Origin of the sequence: Aeromicrobium stalagmiti, from assembly GCF_013283745.1 — a bacterium.
GTDB lineage: Bacteria > Actinomycetota > Actinomycetes > Propionibacteriales > Nocardioidaceae > Aeromicrobium > Aeromicrobium stalagmiti.
Window position 1 is genome coordinate 97195 of sequence record NZ_JABSTZ010000004.1, and the last position, 18500, is coordinate 115694.

18 protein-coding genes are annotated in these 18500 nt (G+C 70.5%); 16 read left to right on the plus strand and 2 right to left on the minus strand.

The window, feature by feature from the left end; translation table 11 throughout:
* Positions 1 to 66 precede the first annotated feature (66 nt).
* From HQK15_RS15210 to HQK15_RS15220, 3 genes are read left to right on the plus strand one after another with little or no spacing between them, the layout of a single operon-like run.
* The gene (locus HQK15_RS15210) at positions 67 to 1323 is read left to right on the plus strand and encodes an esterase/lipase family protein (RefSeq protein ID WP_173492358.1); all 1257 of its coding nucleotides are present in this window, start codon (positions 67 to 69) and stop codon (positions 1321 to 1323) included.
* 54 nt (positions 1324 to 1377) lie between these two features.
* Positions 1378 to 1839, plus strand: coding sequence for an SRPBCC family protein (locus tag HQK15_RS15215; RefSeq protein ID WP_173492359.1), 462 nt, complete (start codon positions 1378 to 1380; stop codon positions 1837 to 1839).
* On the plus strand, positions 1839 to 2312 hold the full coding sequence (locus tag HQK15_RS15220) for an SRPBCC family protein (protein WP_173492360.1): 474 nt from the start codon (positions 1839 to 1841) through the stop codon (positions 2310 to 2312). The genes HQK15_RS15215 and HQK15_RS15220 overlap by 1 nt, the downstream gene beginning before the upstream one ends.
* Before the next feature lie 98 nt (positions 2313 to 2410).
* Here the strand turns inward: HQK15_RS15220 and HQK15_RS15225 are convergent, their stop codons facing one another.
* Positions 2411 to 3148 (minus strand): GntR family transcriptional regulator, encoded by a 738-nt coding sequence (locus HQK15_RS15225; RefSeq protein WP_173492361.1) that lies wholly within the window; start codon positions 3146 to 3148, stop codon positions 2411 to 2413.
* A gap of 137 nt (positions 3149 to 3285) precedes the next feature.
* Between HQK15_RS15225 and HQK15_RS15230 the strand changes: the two genes are divergently transcribed.
* The 11 genes from HQK15_RS15230 (at position 3286) to HQK15_RS19165 (ending at position 15584) form a co-directional block, all read left to right on the plus strand.
* Positions 3286 to 4185 carry a sugar phosphate isomerase/epimerase family protein gene (locus tag HQK15_RS15230; RefSeq protein ID WP_367649207.1) on the plus strand — a complete coding sequence of 300 codons (900 nt, stop codon included), beginning with the start codon at positions 3286 to 3288 and terminating at the stop codon, positions 4183 to 4185.
* Positions 4182 to 5147: a 5-dehydro-2-deoxygluconokinase gene (iolC, locus tag HQK15_RS15235; protein WP_437340254.1), complete on the plus strand. Its 966-nt coding sequence runs from the start codon at positions 4182 to 4184 to the stop codon at positions 5145 to 5147. Before HQK15_RS15230 ends, iolC begins: the two co-directional genes overlap by 4 nt.
* Entirely contained in the window at positions 5144 to 6037 is an 894-nt protein-coding gene (locus HQK15_RS15240) for a Cgl0159 family (beta/alpha)8-fold protein (protein ID WP_173492362.1), read from the plus strand. The genes iolC and HQK15_RS15240 overlap by 4 nt, the downstream gene beginning before the upstream one ends.
* Complete coding sequence (gene iolB, locus HQK15_RS15245) at positions 6034 to 6897, plus strand: 5-deoxy-glucuronate isomerase (RefSeq protein WP_173492363.1); 864 nt, start codon at positions 6034 to 6036, stop codon at positions 6895 to 6897. The genes HQK15_RS15240 and iolB overlap by 4 nt, the downstream gene beginning before the upstream one ends.
* Positions 6894 to 8846: a 3D-(3,5/4)-trihydroxycyclohexane-1,2-dione acylhydrolase (decyclizing) gene (iolD, locus tag HQK15_RS15250; protein WP_173492364.1), complete on the plus strand. Its 1953-nt coding sequence runs from the start codon at positions 6894 to 6896 to the stop codon at positions 8844 to 8846. The genes iolB and iolD overlap by 4 nt, the downstream gene beginning before the upstream one ends.
* Positions 8843 to 10339: a CoA-acylating methylmalonate-semialdehyde dehydrogenase gene (locus HQK15_RS15255; protein ID WP_173492365.1), complete on the plus strand. Its 1497-nt coding sequence runs from the start codon at positions 8843 to 8845 to the stop codon at positions 10337 to 10339. The genes iolD and HQK15_RS15255 overlap by 4 nt, the downstream gene beginning before the upstream one ends.
* 34 nt (positions 10340 to 10373) lie before the next feature.
* On the plus strand, positions 10374 to 11357 hold the full coding sequence (locus HQK15_RS15260) for a sugar ABC transporter substrate-binding protein (RefSeq protein ID WP_173492366.1): 984 nt from the start codon (positions 10374 to 10376) through the stop codon (positions 11355 to 11357).
* A 64-nt stretch (positions 11358 to 11421) separates the two neighbouring features.
* Positions 11422 to 12468 carry an ABC transporter permease gene (locus HQK15_RS15265; RefSeq protein ID WP_173492367.1) on the plus strand — a complete coding sequence of 349 codons (1047 nt, stop codon included), beginning with the start codon at positions 11422 to 11424 and terminating at the stop codon, positions 12466 to 12468.
* A gap of 59 nt (positions 12469 to 12527) precedes the next feature.
* On the plus strand, positions 12528 to 13364 hold the full coding sequence (locus HQK15_RS15270; protein ID WP_367649208.1) for an ATP-binding cassette domain-containing protein: 837 nt from the start codon (positions 12528 to 12530) through the stop codon (positions 13362 to 13364).
* Entirely contained in the window at positions 13361 to 14512 is a 1152-nt protein-coding gene (locus tag HQK15_RS15275) for a Gfo/Idh/MocA family protein (RefSeq protein WP_173492369.1), read from the plus strand. Before HQK15_RS15270 ends, HQK15_RS15275 begins: the two co-directional genes overlap by 4 nt.
* 82 nt (positions 14513 to 14594) lie before the next feature.
* Positions 14595 to 15584: a Gfo/Idh/MocA family oxidoreductase gene (locus HQK15_RS19165; protein WP_173492370.1), complete on the plus strand. Its 990-nt coding sequence runs from the start codon at positions 14595 to 14597 to the stop codon at positions 15582 to 15584.
* On the opposite strand, the gene HQK15_RS15285 is transcribed toward HQK15_RS19165, so the two are convergent.
* Positions 15575 to 16591 carry a LacI family DNA-binding transcriptional regulator gene (locus HQK15_RS15285; RefSeq protein WP_217361747.1) on the minus strand — a complete coding sequence of 339 codons (1017 nt, stop codon included), beginning with the start codon at positions 16589 to 16591 and terminating at the stop codon, positions 15575 to 15577. The genes HQK15_RS19165 and HQK15_RS15285 overlap by 10 nt on opposite strands.
* A 105-nt stretch (positions 16592 to 16696) precedes the next feature.
* Between HQK15_RS15285 and HQK15_RS15290 the strand changes: the two genes are divergently transcribed.
* On the plus strand, positions 16697 to 17710 hold the full coding sequence (locus tag HQK15_RS15290; RefSeq protein WP_173492371.1) for a Gfo/Idh/MocA family oxidoreductase: 1014 nt from the start codon (positions 16697 to 16699) through the stop codon (positions 17708 to 17710).
* Position 17711: 1 nt separating this feature from the next.
* Positions 17712 to 18500, plus strand: coding sequence for a TIM barrel protein (locus HQK15_RS15295; protein WP_173492372.1), 789 nt, complete (start codon positions 17712 to 17714; stop codon positions 18498 to 18500).

Sequence of the window (18500 nt, forward strand, 5' to 3'; positions counted from 1 at the left end):
CGAGGCGTGACCAACGCCTCGGTGCGGCCTGTTCCCATCCCGCTCAGATACCGGCAGTATGGGAACATGCCTGCCGAACCCGCCCGGACGACTGACGTCGCTGCGCTGGCGCTCGACTACGGCGACCGCCTGATCGTCGGCACCGCGCGCGAGATGCACCGCGCCGTCTCGTCACGGGTCTTCAGGGCCACCCGCCTGGTCGGCGGGCGCGTGCCCGAGTCGCTGCACGACGCGGTCGTGACCTCCGTCTACGGTGCGATCTCCGGCGTGCTGCGGGTCTCGAGCGGATCGGTCCGCGCGATGGCCTCGCGCGGCGTCGGGCGGCCCATCGAGGCCGGCCCGCGCGGCCGCCTCGTGGTCGCCGCGCTCAACGGCCTGATCGGCGACGAGCTGCGCATGCTGGACGACCCGCAGGCCATCACGATGGCCGTCCGGGTCGAGGGCGACGACGTGCCCGCGACGTCCTGGCCGCTCGCGCAGGCGTTCCGGCACGGCACGAGCCACCCGGTGATCTTCCTGCACGGCCTGTGCGAGAACGACGAGTCGTGGTCCAACGGAGCCAAGGTGCACGGCACGACGTACGCCGAGCGGATCGCGGCCGAGACCGACGGCACACCGGTGATGGTGCGCTACAACACCGGCCTGCACATCTCGGAGAACGGCAAGCACCTCGACGTGCTGGTCCAGCAGATCGTGGCCAACTGGCCGGTGCCGGTCACGCGCATCACGCTCGTCGGGCACTCGATGGGTGGCCTGGTCGCCCGTGCCGCCACCAACCACGCCACGGCCGCGGGCGAGACCTGGCAGCACCTGGTGCGCGACGTCGTCTGCCTCGGCACGCCGCACGCCGGCGCCAACCTGGAGAAGGTCGCCCACCTCGGCTCGCGGCTGCTGCGGTTCTGGCCGGAGTCGGCCCCGTTCAGCTCGATCCTCGAGAGCCGGTCGGCCGGCATCGTCGACCTGCGGCACGGCTACATCACCCGCGACGAGTGGGAGGGGCAGGACCTCACCGGTCAGTGGGGTCTCGACCGCATCGCCGCGGCGCCGCTCGCCCACGCGGAGTACCACTTCGTCGCCGCAACCCTCGGCGCGTCGCAGGGGCACCCGCTGAGCGCCGTGCTCGGTGACCTGCTCGTCCACTTCTCGTCGGCGACCGGCGTCGGCCGGACGGGACCTGTCGTGGACGGTGCACGGTTCGAGTACCTCCCGAGCGCCCATCACTTCGCGCTGCTCAACCATCCGCAGGTCGGCGACTGGCTCGTGGAGTGGCTCAACGCCCGCACCCGCAACCCCCAGGCGCTCCCGGCTCCGCGTCAGGCCTGACATACCGCCGTTATCTGGATATCCTCGGGCGACCCCCACTCCCGAGGAGCCCGCATGGCCAACCAGCAGCTGATCGACGGCACGATCGACATCGATGCCACCCCCGCGACCGTGTGGGGCATCGTGTCCGACCTGCGGAGCATGGGGGAGCGCAGCCCCCAGTGCCGGCGGATGTTCGTGCTGGGCCAGGAGATCGGCCTCGGCACGCGGACGTTCAACCTCAACCGTCAGGGCTGGAAGCGCTGGCCCACCAACGCCAAGGTCGTCGCGTTCGAGCCCGAGCGCAGGATCGCGTTCCAGATCCTCGAGAACCGCACGGTCTGGACGTACGAGCTCGAGCCCACGGCGACGGGCACGCGGCTGACCGAGTCGCGCACGGCGCCGCGGGGGGTCTCGAAGGTCTCGAACGTCGCGACGCAGCGGTTCCTCGGCGGCACCGACACGTTCGAGGTGTCGTTGAAGGACGGCATCCGGCGCACGCTGGAGCAGGTCAAGGCCGCTGCGGAGAAGGCCTGATGGGCCAGCCGCCGCTGGAGACCTCGATCGAGATCGCCGCACCCCCGGCCGCCGTCTGGGCCGCCGTGTCCGACCTGGGGGCGATGCGACGCCGCAGCCCCGAGCTGGTCGGCTCGTGGATGATCGGCCGCCCGCGGGTGGGTCGTCGGGCGGTCAACCTCAACCGCCGCGGGTGGTTCGTCTGGCCGACGTTCACGCGCATCACCCGATGGAAGGACCCCGCTCGTGACTCCGGTCGCGGCGCGCTGGCCTTCCACGTGACGCCGACCGACGTCGAGTGGTCCTACGAGCTGGAACCGACCGCCGGCGGCGGGACCCTGCTGACCGAGCGGCGGTCGGCGCTGGTCGACCCCAGCCTGGTCGTGCGCCTGACGGCGAAGGTGTTCCTGGGCGGCTCGGACAGCCACGACGTCGAGCTCCTCGCCGGCATGGACACGACCCTCGCCGCGATCGCCGCCGACACCCACCGCTGAGGAGACCCTTCCCGCCCCCTGACGAGAGCGTTCCCGCCCCTCGAGGGGCAGGAACCCTCTCCTGGAGGGGCGGGAACGCTCTCGTCAGCGCGAGGGGGTCAGCGGTCGACGAGGGTGAGCTCGAACGCGTACAGATCAGGGCGGTACGCATGGCGGCCGTACTCGACGGCGCGGCCGGCGTTGTCGTACGCCGTGCGCTGCATCGTCAGCAGGGGTGCGCCCTTGCGCTCGCGCAGCAGGCGTCCCTCGTCGACCGTGGCCCCCCGGGCGCCGATGCGCTGCCGGGCGACCCGCATGACGATGCCGCAGTCGCGCAGGTGGGCGTAGAGCCCCGTCTCGGCCAGGTCGACCGCGTCGAGGTCGACGACGTCGACGGGGATGAAGTTGTGCATCAGGGCCAGGGGCTGCTTGTCGACGAACCGCAGACGCTCGAGCGACCAGACGTCGGCGCCCCTGGAGAGCTGCAGCTCGCGGGCGACGTCCTCGTCTGCCGGCACCTTGCCCACGGCGATGACCTCGGTGTGGGGCTGCTGCCCTGCGGCGCTGAGGTCGTCGTGCAGGCTCGTGAGCTCGACGGACCGGCGGATCTTGCCGTGGACGACCTGCGTGCCGACGCCGCGCTTGCGGACGAGCATGCCCTTGTCGACGAGCACCTGGATGGCCTGGCGCATCGTCGGGCGCGACAGCCCGAGGTCCGCGGCGAGGGAGACCTCGTTGTCGATACGTTCTCCCGGAGCGATGGATCCGTCGAGGATCGCGCGCTCGAACTGCTCGGCCACCTGGAAGTAGAGGGGTACGGGGCTCGATCGATCGAGGGTGAACCGGGGGCCTGGCATGCGGTCAATCTACCGGGCGGCAACCCCATGTCAATATGTCAGGACAAAGGCTTGACAGCCTCTTGTGTCGTGGGACACACTCGACCCACCGACTTTGTCACGACAAATAGACCTGAACACAGAAACGTGAGGAACCCGTGTCGACGACCCTTGACCCCCAGGGCCAGACCCCGCTCCGCATCGCCGGCGCCCCCATCTCCTGGGGAGTGTGCGAGGTCCCCGGCTGGGGCTACCAGATGCCCGCCGACCGCGTCCTGACCGAGATGCAGGCCCTCGGTCTCACCGCCACGGAGTTCGGACCCGACGGCTTCCTGCCCGAGGAGCCGGCCGCCAAGGCTGCCTTCCTCGAGGGCTACGGGCTGCAGGCCGTCGGCGGATTCCTGCCCGTCGTGCTCCACGACCCCGACCACGACCCGCTGACCGACGTCGACCCGTTCATCGACGCGTGCCTCGCCTCCGGCGCAGGCGTCGTCGTGCTGGCCGCCTCGACCGGTGCCGACGGGTATGACGCCCGACCCGTGCTGGACGAGCTGCAGTGGAAGACCCTGCTGGCCAACCTCGACCGCATCGCCGACCACGCCGCGACGCGCGGTGTCGTCGCCGCGATCCACCCGCACATGGGCACCCTCGTCGAGAACGCCGACGACGTCCAGCGCGTCGTCGACGGCTCGCACGTCGGCCTCTGCATCGACACCGGCCACCTCGCGGCCGCCGGCGCCGACCCGGTCGCCATCACGCTGGCCAACCTCCCGCGCGTCAAGCACGTGCACCTCAAGGACGTCGACGCCGCCGCGGCAGCCAAGGTCGTCTCCGGCGAGGTCGCGTTCGCCGATGCTGTCGCCGCCGGGATGTGGCAGGTGCTCGGACAGGGCGACGTCGACATCCGCGCGATGATCGCCGCCCTGCAGGGGCACGGCTACGACGGCTGGTACGTCCTGGAGCAGGACGTGATGTTCAAGGACGGCGAGCCGGCCGGCGAGGGCCCCATCGGCGACGTGCGCTCGTGCCTGGACTTCGTGAAGGATGCCTTGGCGTGACCCAGACCCAGAGCGCACCGCACGAGCTGATCACGATGGGACGCGTCGGCGTCGACATCTATCCCGAGCAGATCGGCGTCGGCCTCGAGGACGTGACGTCGTTCGCCAAGTTCCTCGGGGGCAGCGCCACCAACGTCGCCGTGGCGGCGTCGCGACTCGGGCACCGCTCGGCCGTCGTCACCCGCACGGGCGACGACCCGTTCGGCCGGTTCGTGCACCAGGCGCTGCAGGGCTTCGGGGTCGACGACCAGTGGGTCTCGGCCGTCGCCGGGCTGCCGACGCCCGTCGTGTTCTGCGAGATCTTCCCGCCCGACGACTTCCCGCTCTACTTCTACCGCGGCCCCAAGGCGCCCGACCTGCACATCAGCCCCGACGAGCTCGACTACGACGCGATCCGCGCGACCGACGTCTTCTGGGTGACTGTCACCGGCTTGTCGCAGGAGCCGAGCCGCGAGGCGCACCTCGCGGCGCTCGAGGCGCGGTCGGGGCACGGCACGACGGTCCTCGACCTCGACTACCGGCCGATGTTCTGGGACTCGCCCGAGGCAGCCACGGCCGAGATCGCCAAGGCGCTGCCGCACGTCACTGTCGCGGTGGGCAACAAGGAGGAGTGCCGGGTCGCGATCGGCGAGACCGAGCCGCACGCCGCCGCCAAGGCGCTGCAGGACGCCGGTGTCGACCTCGCTGTCGTCAAGCAGGGTCCGGCCGGCGTGCTCGGCGTCCGTGGTGACGAGTCCGTCGTCGTCCCGCCCGTGCCCGTCGACGTCGTCAACGGGCTGGGTGCGGGTGACGCCTTCGGCGGCGCCCTCGTGCACGGCCTGCTCACCGGTGCCTCGCTCACCGATACCCTCGCCGGTGCCAACGCCGCCGGGTCGTACGTCGCGGGTCAGCTGTCCTGCGCCGACGCCATGCCCACGGTCGACCAGCTGTCGGCCTACCTCGCACAAGGAGCTGCTCGATGAGCGCCGTCACTCCTGACGACATCCGCACGATCGTCGACGTCCGCAGCGCTCACCCCGAGCGCATCGCCGAGCTGGCCGCCGCCCGCCGGCAGCCCGAGGGGCTGATCGGCGAGACCGGTCGCCTGATGCTGATCGCGACCGACCACCCGGCCCGGGGCGCCTTGCGCGCCGGCGACGACGCCCTGGCGATGGGTGACCGCGTCCAGCTGCTCGACCGCATCGTGCGGGCCCTCGACCGTCCGGGGGTCGACGGCTTCCTCGGCACCGCCGACCTGATCGAGGACCTGTTGATCCTCGGCGCCCTGGAGGGCAAGGTGGTGATCGGCTCGATGAATCGCGGTGGCCTCGCCGGCACCACGTTCGAGATCGATGACCGCTTCACGGCGTACGATGCTCCGGCGATCGCCGGCGCGGGATATCAGGGGGGCAAGATGCTGTTTCGCATCGACCCGTCCGACCCCGGGACCGTCTCGACGATGCAGGCGTGCGCCCAGGCGGTCGACTCGCTCGCGTCGCACCAGCTGATGGCGATGGTCGAGCCGTTCATCTCCGGGCGCGACGAGTCAGGACGGATCCGCAACGACCTGTCGACCGAGGCCGTCGTGCGCTCGGCCACTGTCGCCGCCGGTCTGGCCAGCACGTCCGCCCACACCTGGCTCAAGCTGCCGGTCATCGAGGACATGGAGGCCGTCCTGGCCTCGACCACGCTTCCCGTCCTGCTCCTCGGCGGCGAGGTCGCCGCCGACCAGGACGCGCAGTTCGCCGCGTGGTCGAAGGCCCTGACGAGCCCCATGGTCAAGGGCATGGTCGTCGGCCGCTCCCTGCTGTTCCCGCCCGGCGGGGACGTCGAGGGCGCCGTCGACGCGACCGTGGAGATGATGGCCCGATGACCCTCGTCATCCGTGCGGGCGAAGGCGTCTCGGCGCCGTACGCGCTCGAGGTGACCCCGACGTCCGCCGGCTGGGAGTTCAGCGGGCTGCGCGTCCTGGCCCTCGCCCCCGGGCAGTCCCAGGAGCTCGACACCGACGACTCCGAGGTCATGGTGCTGTCGCTGGGCGGGTCCGCCGAGGTGACCGTCGACGGTCACACCTTCACGCTCGGCGGACGCGCCAGCGTCTTCGACGGTCCGAGCGACGTGGTCTACGCGCCGCGTGACGCCCGGCTCACGGTCGCCAGCGCCGCCGGAGGCCGCTTCGCCCTCGCGTCGGCCCGCTGCCACGAGCGCCTCGAGCCGGCCTACCTGGCCCACGCCGACGTGCCCGTCGAGATGCGCGGCGCCGGCCAGGCGAGCCGCCAGGTCAACAACTTCGGCGTCCCGGGCGTGCTCGACGCGGTCAACCTCATTGCGTGCGAGGTGCTGACGCCGGGCGGCAACTGGTCGTCCTACCCGCCGCACAAGCACGACGAGGAGCGCGACGGCGAGACGGCCCTCGAGGAGATCTACTACTTCGAGGTGGCCGACGGCCCCGCCGGGCCGGGCATCGGCTTCCAGCGGGTCTATGGTCACGACGACGCCGAGATCGACATCTCGGCCGAGGTGCGCAGCGGCGACGCCGTGCTCATCCCGCACGGCTGGCACGGTCCGTCGATCGCGGCGCCCGGCTACGACATGTACTACCTCAACGTCATGGCTGGTCCCGGCGAGGAGCGGGCGTGGCTGATCTGCGACGACCCGGCCCACGCCTGGATCCGCGACACCTGGGCCGACCAGCCCATCGACCCGAGACTTCCGTTCGGAGGAGACCGATGACGACCTTGACCGTCGCCCAGGCGACCGTCCGCTTCCTCGAGGCCCAGTACGTCGAGCGCGACGGCGTCGAGGAGCTCTTCTTCGCCGGGTGCTGGGGCATCTTCGGCCACGGCAACGTCGCCGGCATCGGCCAGGCGCTGCTGGAGCGCGAGCAGTCGGGTGATCCGTCGCACCTGCGCTTCTTCCACGGTCGCAACGAGCAGGCCATGGTGCACGCCGCCGTGGCGTACGCCCGTCAGCGCGACCGTCTCGCCGCGATGGCCGTGACGGCCTCGGTCGGCCCCGGCGCCACCAACATGGTCACGGGTGCGGCTCTGGCCACGATCAATCGCCTGCCCGTCCTGCTGCTGCCCGGCGACACGTTCGCGACCCGAGTCGCGAGCCCGGTGCTGCAGGAGCTCGAGAGCGCCCAGCAGGGCGACATCTCGGTCAACGACATCTTCCGCCCGGTCTCGGTGCACTTCGACCGGGTTGACCGTCCCGAGCAGCTGGCGTCCGCGCTGCTGCACGCGACCCGCATCCTGACCGATCCCGCCGAGACGGGCGCCGTGACGCTCGCGATGCCGCAGGACGTCCAGGCCGAGTCGTACGACTTCCCGGACGAGCTGTTCGCCAAGCGCGTCTGGCACGTGGCGCGTCCCGTCCCGGAGCCGGCTGCGCTGGCACGGGCCGTCGCGGCGATCCGCTCGGCACGCCGGCCGCTGCTCGTCGCCGGTGGCGGTGTCACCTACTCGCAGGCCAACGACGCGCTCCGCGCCTTCGTCGAGGCCACCGGCATCCCGGTCGGCGAGTCGCAGGCAGGCAAGGGCGTGCTGCCCTACGACCACCCGCAGTCGGTCGGCGCGATCGGCGCCACGGGCACGACCGCCGCCAACGCGCTGGCCGCCGAGGCCGACGTCGTGATCGGCGTGGGCACGCGCTACAGCGACTTCACGACTGCTTCCCGCACCGTGTTCCAGGGTGAGGGCGTGCAGTTCGTCAACCTCAACGTGTCGGCGTTCGACACCCACAAGCACTCGGCCGTCAGCCTGGTCGCCGATGCTCGCGAAGGCCTCACGGCACTGACCGCCGCGCTCGACGGCTGGACGGCCGACCCGGCCCACACCGCCCGGGCGACCGAGCTGGCGGGGGAGTGGGACACGATCGTCCAGCGCGCGTATGACGGGCAGGGCGCTCCGCAGGTTGCCGAGGGACTCGCGATCCAGTCGCAGGTCATCGGTGCCGTCAACGAGCTGTCCGACCCGCGCGACGTCGTGCTCTGCGCCGCCGGCTCCATGCCGGGCGACCTGCACAAGCTGTGGCGCACCCGCGACCGCAAGGGCTATCACGTCGAGTACGGCTTCTCCTGCATGGGCTACGAGATCGCCGGCGGCCTGGGCGTCAAGCTCGCGAGCCTCGACTCCGAGCACGATCGGGGGGAGGCGCCGCGCGACGTCTTCGTCATGGTGGGCGACGGCTCCTACCTGATGATGAACACCGAGCTCGTCACCGCGGTGGCCGAGGGCATCAAGATCATCGTGGTCCTGGTGCAGAACCACGGCTATGCGTCGATCGGCGCCCTGTCGCAGTCGCTCGGCTCGCAGCGGTTCGGCACGTCCTACCGCTACCGCACCAGCACGGGCCTCGACGGCGACAAACTGCCCGTCGACCTGGCGGCCAACGCGGCCAGCCTCGGCGCCGACGTGCTGGCCGTCGCGGGCATCGACGACTTCCGGGCCGCGGTGCTCAAGGCCAAGGAGTCGACCCGTACGACCGTCATCCACGTCGAGACCGATCCGCTGGTCCCGGCGCCCGACAGCCCCGCCTGGTGGGACGTGCCGGTCGCCGAGGTCTCGGTGCTGGAGTCGACCCAGCAGGCCCGCACCGCCTACGAGGACCACAAGTCTCGCCAGCGCAGCTACCTGACGCCGGCACCCGAGGCAGCACACAACGAGAAGGACTCAGAATGACCCAGTACGACCACTACATCGACGGCCAGAGCTTCCCGGGCGAGAGCGACCGCTTCGGCGACGTGTTCGACCCGGCGCGTGGCGTCGCGAAGTCGCAGGTCCGTCTTGCGACGGCCAGTGACGTCGACGCCGCGGTGGCGTCGTCGCTCACGGCGTTCCAGACGTGGTCCGAGACGTCGGTGACGGCTCGCTCGCGCATCATGTTCGACTTCCGCCAGCTGCTGGTCGAGCACGAGGACGAGCTCGCGGCGATCATCAGCTCCGAGCACGGCAAGACGCTCGACGACGCGAAGGGCGAGGTCGTCCGTGGCCGCGAGGTCGTGGAGTTCGCCGCAGGCATCCCGCAGCTGCTCAAGGGCGAGTACTCCGACAGCGTCTCCGGAGGTGTCGACTCGCACACGTTCCGCCAGCCGATCGGCGTCGTCGCGGGCATCACGCCGTTCAACTTCCCGATCATGGTGCCGCTGTGGATGCACCCCGTCGCGATCGCGACGGGCAACACGTTCATCCTCAAGCCGTCCGAGCGCGTCCCCGGTGCGTCCGACCTGGTCGCCCGCCTCTACACCAAGGCCGGCCTGCCCGACGGTGTGTTCAACGTCGTCCACGGCGACAAGGTCGCGGTCGACGCGATCCTGGAGCACGCCGACATCGCGGGCGTCTCGTTCGTCGGCTCCACGCCGATCGCGAAGTACGTCCATGAGGGCGCCTCGCGCACCGGCAAGCGCGTGCAGGCCCTGGGCGGCGCCAAGAACCACGCCGTCGTCATGCCCGACGCCAACCTCGACTTTGCGGCCGACCACATCGTGGCCGCCGGCTACGGCTCGGCCGGACAGCGCTGCATGGCCATCTCGGCCGTCGTCGCGGTCGGCCCCGCCGCCGACACGCTGGTCGAGAAGATCCGCGAGCGCTCGACCGACCTCAAGGTCAGCGTCGGCACCGACCCGGACGCCGAGATGGGCCCCGTCGTGACGAAGGCGTCGCGCGACCGCATCGTCGACTACATCGGTCAGGGCGAGGCCGCCGGCGCGAAGGTCGTCGTCGACGGCCGCGACCTGGTCGTCGACGACTACGAGGAGGGCTTCTTCGTGGGCCCCTCGCTGCTGGACGACGTCACCACCGACATGTCGGTCTACACCGACGAGATCTTCGGACCCGTGCTCACCGTGCTGCGGGTTCCGACGCTGGATGCCGCGATCGAGCTCATCAACTCGAACCCGTACGGCAACGGCACCGCTGTGTTCACTTCCTCGGGTGAGGTGGCACGAACCTTCCAGCGCAAGGTCCACGTGGGCATGATCGGCATCAACGTGCCGGTCCCCGTCCCCATGGCCTTCCACTCCTTCGGAGGTTGGAAGGACTCACTGTTCGGCGACCACCACATCCACGGTCCCGAAGGAGTGAGGTTCTACACGCAGGCGAAGGTCGTCACCACCCGGTGGCCCCACGTCAGCGAGGAATCGCTCGCCCAGCTGAACTTCCCGACGGCTCAATGACGCCGGGTTCATGGAGAAGAGAAGGAACACACCGATGAAGACCACCACCTCGAAGAAGCGGCTGCTCCAGCTCGCCGGCACGGCTGCCATCGTCGGCTCGCTGCTGGCCGCGTGCAGCGGCACCGGCAAGGACGAGGACGCCACGAAGGACAACGCCAAGGACCTCAAGTACGCCGTGATCACCCACAGCGGACCGGGCGACGCGTTCTGGGACCGGGTCAAGTCCGGCGCCGAGAAGGCCGGCGGCGACTACGGCGTCGAGGTCAAGTACAGCGCCGATCCCGATCCGGCCAACCAGTCGCAGCTGATCGACACCGCAGTTGCTGACGGCTACGACGGCATCGTCGTCTCGATGGCCAACCCGGACGGACTCGAGGACGCCGTCAAGAAGGCGACCGCCGCAGGAGTGCCCGTCGTCACGATCAACTCCGGCGTCGACCGCTTCAAGGAGTTCGGCGCCATCACCCACATCGGCCAGACCGAGACGATCGCCGGCGAGGCCGTCGGCGAGCGTCTCAAGGCCGAGGGCGCCAAGAACGCCATCTGCGTCATCCAGGAGGCCGGCAACGTCGGTCTGGAGGAGCGCTGCAAGGCGGTCGCCGCGACGTTCGGCGGCAAGATCTCCAACCTGCAGGTCGACGGCACCGACGACAGCGCCGTCCAGGCGACCATCACGTCGAAGCTGCAGACGGACAAGTCGATCGACACGGTCCTGACCCTCGGTGGCCAGTACGCGATCGACGCCGTCGGCTCGGTCGAGGAGTCGGGCAGCTCGGCCAAGGTCGCCACGTTCGACCTCTCCGAGGACGTCATCAAGAACATCCAGTCCGACAAGATCCTGTTCGCCGTCGACCAGCAGCCGTACGTCCAGGGCTTCCTGGGCATCACGACGCTGTACCTGAAGGACATCAACGGCAACGACGTCGGTGGAGGCCAGCCGGTCAACTCCGGTCCCGCCTTCATCACGAAGGACAACGCCGACGCGGTCCTGAAGTTCGCCGCGAACGGAACCCGCTGACCTGATCCTGGGGCCCGGCGAGTCCGGGCCCCAGGGCCAGGCGGCCCAGGAATTGGAGCAGATCATGGCGACAGCCACCGCGGTCGACGAGCGCATCGCGCGCACCTCGACCCTCACCAGACTCATGAAACGCCCGGAGATCGGCGCCCTCGCAGCGGCCGTCGTCATCTTCGTCTTCTTCGCCGTCACGACCGACACCTTCGCGAAGTCCCAGGGAGCGGCCACCTGGCTCTCCGGCGCCTCGACGATCGGCATCATGGCGGTCGCCGTCGCCCTGCTGATGATCGGCGGCGAGTTCGACCTCTCCGCCGGTGCCATCACGGGCACCACGGGCCTCGTCGTCGGCATCCTCACGACCGAGTACGGCCTCAACGTCTGGGCCGCGATCTTCATCTCGCTCGCGATCGCCCTCTTCATCGGCCTGGTCAACGGCATCCTCGTCATGCGGACGGGCCTGCCGAGCTTCATCGTGACGCTGGGCACCTTCTTCGTCCTCCAGGGCGTCAACCTCGCCGGCACGAAGGCCCTCATCGGCCAGGTCGCGATCCAGGGCCTCAGCAACGTGCCCTACTACGACCAGGCCAAGGCCGTCTTCGGTGCATCGATCGACATCAACGGCGACGCCGCCGGTGGCGCCCTGCGCATCTCGGTCTTCTGGTGGCTCGCCGTCACGGCGCTCGCGACCTGGATCCTGCTGCGCACCCGCGTGGGCAACTGGGTCTTCGCCGTCGGTGGCGCCCAGACGTCCGCGCGCCAGGTCGGCGTCCCGGTCTTCAAGACCAAGGTCGGTCTGTTCATGACGACCGCCGGCGCCGGCTGGCTCGTCGGCATGCTCCTGGTGTTCCGCACCTCGACCGTCCAGGCCGGCACCGGTGTGGGTCAGGAGTTCATCTACATCATCTGCGCCGTCGTCGGCGGCTGCCTCATGACCGGCGGCTACGGCTCGGCGATCGGTGCAGCGTTCGGCGCGCTGATCTACAGCATGGTCAACTCGGGCATCGTCTACAGCGGCTGGGAGAACGACTGGCTGTTCGCCTTCCTCGGCGTGATGCTCCTGGTGGCGGTGCTCCTCAACGAATGGGTACGCAAGCGAGCGGAGCTGGCACGATGATCGGCAAGTCCACAGAGTCCAAGACACCCTCCAAGACCAGCGAGGTCACACCGGCTTCCGTGCCCCCTCCCGTGGGCACCGCCGTCATCGAGGTCAAGGACATCGGCAAGCGCTACGGCAACATCATTGCGCTGAGCGACGTCTCCACGTCGGTCCGCGCCGGTGAGGTCACCTGCGTGCTGGGCGACAACGGCGCCGGCAAGTCGACGTTCATCAAGATCCTCGCCGGTGCGCACGAGCACACCGACGGCGAGCTGCTGATCGACGGCGAGGCGACGACGCTCTCGAGCCCGCGCGCCGCGCTCGAGCTCGGCATCGCGACGGTCTACCAGGACCTCGCGGTCGTCCCTCTCATGCCGGTGTGGCGCAACTTCTTCCTCGGCAGCGAGATCACGAAGGGTGTCGGGCCGTTCAGGAAGCTCGACGTCGACGAGATGAAGCGCATCTCCAAGGACGAGCTCGCCGCGATGGGCATCGACCTGCGCGACGTGGAGCAGCCGATCGGCACGCTGTCGGGCGGTGAGCGGCAGTGCGTCGCGATCGCCCGCGCGGTCTACTTCGGTGCCCGTGTGCTGATCCTCGACGAGCCGACGGCCGCCCTGGGCGTCAAGCAGTCGGGTGTCGTGCTGAAGTACATCGCGAAGGCCCGCGACCGCGGTCTCGGTGTCGTGTTCATCACGCACAACCCGCACCACGCCTATCCGGTCGGTGACCGCTTCATGCTGCTGCGCCGCGGCAAGAGCATGGGCGACTTCCCCAAGAGCGAGATGACCCTCGAGGAGCTGACGTCGATGATGGCCGGCGGCGCCGAGCTGGAGTCGTTGGCGCACGAGCTGGAGAAGACCATGGGCGCCGACTCGGCGATCGCCCAGGAGATGAAGGCAGAGGCCACGTGACGGACGACCTCCGCGTCGGCATCGTCGGGTTCGGCTGGATGGGACAGGTGCACGCACGTGCCCTGTCCCGTCTGCTCCAGCACTATCCTGACGCGCCGCTGCGCCCCCGCCTGGTGGCGGTGGCCGACAACGCGCCCGACGACCGCACCGAGCGGGCCGCCGCAGCATACGGCTTCGAGCACCTGCTGACCGACTGGCGCGAGCTGGTCACGCACGACGAGGTCGACCTGGTCTGCGTGACCGGGCCCAACTTCATCCACCGTGACGTCGCCGTCGCGGCGGCCGAGGCGGGCAAGCACCTCTGGGTCGAGAAGCCCGCCGGTCGCGACTCCGCCGAGACCGCCGAGATCGTCGCGGCCGTCGAGGCTGCCGGCGTCCAGGCGGCTGCCGGCTTCAACTACCGCAACGTCCCGGCGGTCCAGCGTGCCCGCGAGATCATCGCGTCGGGCCGCATCGGCACGGTCGAGCACACCATCGTGCGGTTCCTCGCCGACTACTCGGCCGATCCGGATGCAGCGCTGTCGTGGCGCTTCCAGAACGAGTACTCCGGCAGCGGCGTGCTCGGCGACCTGGTCAGCCACGCGGCCGACCTCGTGCAGCACGTGGTCGCTCCGATCGACGAGCTCGTGGTCGACCGGGCGACGTTCATCTCGCAGCGGCGTCAGGCCCTGCCCGGCGCGATGCACTACGAGAAGGGTGCGGGCGAGCTCGGGGACGTCGAGAACGAGGACTACGTCAACGCACTGCTCCGCCTCACGGACGGCTCGCGGGGCATCCTGGAGTCGAGCCGCACGGCCGTGGGGGAGCAGAACACCTACGGCTTCGAGGTGCACGGCACCGAGGGTGCCGTGGCGTGGGACTTCCGCCGCATGAACGAGCTGCGCGTGGCATCCGGGCAGGAGCACCTCAACGCCTTCTACGCCACGGAGTACGCGGGGCCCGGCGACGGCGACCTCAGCGTCTTCCAGCCCGGCACCAACAACCCCATCGGCTTCGACGACCTCAAGGTCGTCGAGGCCCGGCGACTCGTGGAGTCGATCGCCACCGGCAAGCCGGTCGGCGCGACGATCCACGACGCGCTGACAGCGGCTCGGGTCGTCGATGCGATGATCCAGTCGTCCGACGAACGAAAGTGGGTCAAGCTGTGAGTGAGCGCCAGCGAACGAACCAACAGGGCATCATCACAGCGATGGGCCCGTATCATCGCTTCTCCTCGACGGGGGTATCGCTGTGAGCCTTCGTGTGGGAGTCATCGGAGCGGGCGCGATGGGTGCGGACCACATCCGTACGATCGCATCGAGCGTCCCGTCGGCACGGGTGTCGGCGGTCTACGACTTCAACCGTGACACGGCCTACGCGGCGGCCTCGCCGGTCGGCGCCGACGTCGTCGGGTCCGCGGAGGCCCTGATCGAGTCGTCCTCGGTCGACGCGATCATCATCGCGTCGCCCGACCGCACGCACGCCGAGCTCGTCCGCACGTGCTTGGCCGCGGGCAAGCACGTCCTGTGCGAGAAGCCCCTCGCCGTGACGGCCGACGAGGCGTACGGCGTCGTCGAGGCCGAGGTGGTCGGCGGGCGCCGGCTGCTGCAGGTCGGCTTCATGCGCCGCTACGATCCCGGCTTCGTGGCGCTGCGGCGCACGATCACCGACGGCACCGTGGGCGACGTCCGCCTGGTGCACGCGATCCATCGCAACGCCTCGAGCAGCACCAGCACCGACGACGCGGGCCTCATCACGGGGTCGATGATCCACGAGCTCGACACGATCCCGTGGCTGCTCGACGACGAGATCGTCGGCATCCGCGTCGAGTCGCCCGTCGTCGACGGCTTCCGCGACCCGCAGCTCGCGACGATCTGGACCCGCGGCGGCGTCATGGTGACGGCCGAGGTCTTCGTCAACGCCGGCTACGGCTACGACGTCCGGTGCGAGGTCGTGGGCTCGAGGGGCACGGCGTCGCTGGTGCCCTCGGAGCAGGTGAGCACGCGGGTGGCCGGGGTCGACGGTGTCCCGGTGCGGGACGACTTCGTCGCGCACTTCGCCGATGCCTACCGCATCGAGCTCTCCACCTGGGCCGGCGAGGCGCTGACCGGCGACACGACCGGGCCGAGCGCCTGGGACGGCTACGTGGCCAACGCCGTGGCCGAGGCGGGCGTCGCCTCGCTGGCGTCGGGCGTGCGAGAGGCCGTCAGCCTGCGGGAGAAGCCGGCGTTCTACGCCTGAGGTGGCGGTCCGGTGGTGCTGCGGGCCACGAGGTGGGGCGTGAGCACCACCTCGTGGGGCTCGCCACCGGCCAGCAGGTCGAGGGCTCCGGTGACGGCGCACTCGGCCATCTCGGCGGCATTCTGCGAGATCGTCGACATCTGGGCGTGGGGGCCGACGGCGAGGCGTGAGTCGTCGTAGCCGATGACCGAGACGTCGGTCGGGACGTCGATGCGGCGTCGGACGAGCGCGTCGAGCACGCCGGCCGCGCACCTGTCGTTGAAGGCGACGACGGCGGTCGGCGGGGCGGGGGAGTCCACCAGGCCAGCCATGGCCCGGGCTCCGTCGTGCTCGGTCGGGCCACCGGGGACGACCCACGGCTCGACGTCGTGCCGGCCCGCAGCGAGGACGAACCCGCGCCGGCGGTCGTCGGCTCCCGGTGCGGTGCCGCCGTCGACGTGCACGAGCCGGCGGTGGCCGAGCGACACGAGGTGGTCGACGGCCAGGCCGACGCCCTCGACGTCGTCGCTGTGCACTGACGAGACGTCATCGACCTCGCTGCGTCGTGCCACCAGCAGCAGCGGCACGCGGGTGGCCGTCGCCCGCAGCTCATCGTCGGACAGGGCGGAGCCGAGCAGCACCGCGACCTCGCACCGCTCGCGGAGCAGTGCCTGGACGGCGACGTCCTCGCTACGGCTGGGCGCCACCGCGCTGATCGCCAGGTCGTAGCCGTGGGCCGCGGCTGCGGTGTAGAGGTGCTCGACGAGGTCGCCGTGGAAGGCCTGCTGGAGGTCGAACGTCACGCCGATCAGGCGCGAGCTCGACTGGCGGAGCTTGCGGGCGCGCTCGTCGCGGACGTAGCCCATCTCGTCGGCGATCGATCGCACGCGCTCGCGGGTCGCGTCGCTGGCGCCGGGCACGTCGCGCATGACGATCGAGACCAGCGCCGTCGACACGCCGGCCGCGCGAGCGACGTCGGCGAGGGTCGGACGGGACGCGGCTGGGCGTCGTGCCGGCGCGTCCGTCACGCGGTCTCCTCATCATGCTGCAGGGGGTCCCGGCCGTGGTTGACCGGGCTGTCGCGCGCAGTCTATCGTTCCTGACCTAGAACGTTCTAGTCCAAAGGAAGCACCATGTCGCTCACCCCCGTCCGCATCGGCCTGATCGGTGCCGGTCGCATCGGCGCGTCGCACGCCTCGGTCGTCGCCCGCCGTGTCCCCGAGGCGATCCTCGTCGCGGTGGCCGACCCCCGTCCCGGCGTGGCCGCAGCGATCGCCGAGCCGCTCGGCGCACGAGGCGACACGTCCGTCGAGGCCGTCCTCACGGCCGACGACGTCGACGCCGTCGTCATCGCCGCGTCGTCAGTCGCGCACGCCGAGCTCATCGTCGCCGCGGCCGAGGCCGGCAAGCACGTGTTCAGCGAGAAGCCCGCCGGCATGTCGCTCGACGAGATCCACGCGGCGCGGACCGCCACCTCCTCGGCAGGGGTGGCGTTCCAGGTCGGCTTCAACCGCCGCTTCGCCCGCGAGTTCGTCGCGGCGCACGACGCCATCGCGTCCGGTCGGCTGGGCACCGTGCGCCAGCTGCGGTCGTTGACGCGTGACCCGGGCCGCGGTCCTGTTGACCCGGACGCCGTCCCCGAGTGGACGATCTTCACCCAGACGCTGATCCACGACTTCGACACGCTCAACTGGCTCAATCCGGGCGCCCGGGCGGTCGACGTCGTCGCGACGGCTGACTCGTTGACTGCTCCCGGTCACCCGACGCTGCTTGACCACGCGACCGTCGTCATCCGCTACGACAACGGCGCGATCGCCACGGCAGAGGCCAGCTTCGCAGCGACCTACGGATACGACGTGCGCGGCGAGGTGCTGGGCTCCGAGGGCATGGTCACGATGGGCGAGGGCGCGCGGTCGTCGATGCGCCTGCACAACGCCGACGGCCGGGTCGCCGCGACGTCGCACAGCGACACCGAGCTGCTGATCGACGCGTACACCGGTGAGCTCGCCGAGTTCGCCCAGGCGGTCGCCGCGGGCCGCCAGCCGTCCGTCACCGGTGACGACGCGTTCGCCGCCTTCGCCATCGCGCAGGCCTGCATCGACTCGATGACGTCAGGCGCTCGCGCCGTCGTCCCGCAGGGGGCCTGACATGGCGTTCACCCTCGCGATCTGCTCGGAGATGGTCTACACCGAGCTGCCCCACCTCGAGCGCGTCGAGCGCATCCACGCCGCCGGCTTCGCCGCGGAGATCTGGGACTGGACCCAGAAGGACGCCGCGGCGCTGGTCGCCACGGGTGCGCAGTTCACCTCCATGACGGGCTACGTCGCAGGCGACCTGGTCACGTCCGGGGGAGCCGACGAGCTGCTGCGCACCGCCGAGCAGTCGATCCCGTTCGCGCAGGCGATCCGGTGCCCGTCGCTCAACTTGCACGGCACGGGGCTCGGCGACGGCGGCATCCCCGTCCGCCCCGTCGAGGTCGTGACGGGTGACATGTGGCTCGCCGCGGAGCGGACGCTGTCACGCATCGCCGAGCTCGGCGAGACCCATGGCGTGACGTTCGTCCTGGAGAACCTCAACACCGAGGTCGACCATCCCGGGACACCGTTCGCGAAGGCTGCTGACACCTTGGCGCTCGTGGCCGCGGTGGGCAGCCCGCACCTGAAGATGAACCTCGACCTCTACCACGCGCAGATCGGCGAGGGGAACCTCGTGGAGCTCATCCGCCGCGCGGCACCGCACATCGGTGAGGTGCAGGTCGCCGACGTCCCCGGGCGCTGCGAGCCCGGCACCGGCGAGGTGCGCTGGTCGTTCGTCGCACAGGCTCTCGCCGACGCCGGCTATGACGGCGTCGTGGCGATGGAGGCCTTCGCGATCGATCCGTCGGTGGTCGGCTGCGATCGCGCGCTCGAGGCCTTCCGCGAAGCCTTCACCGTCTGA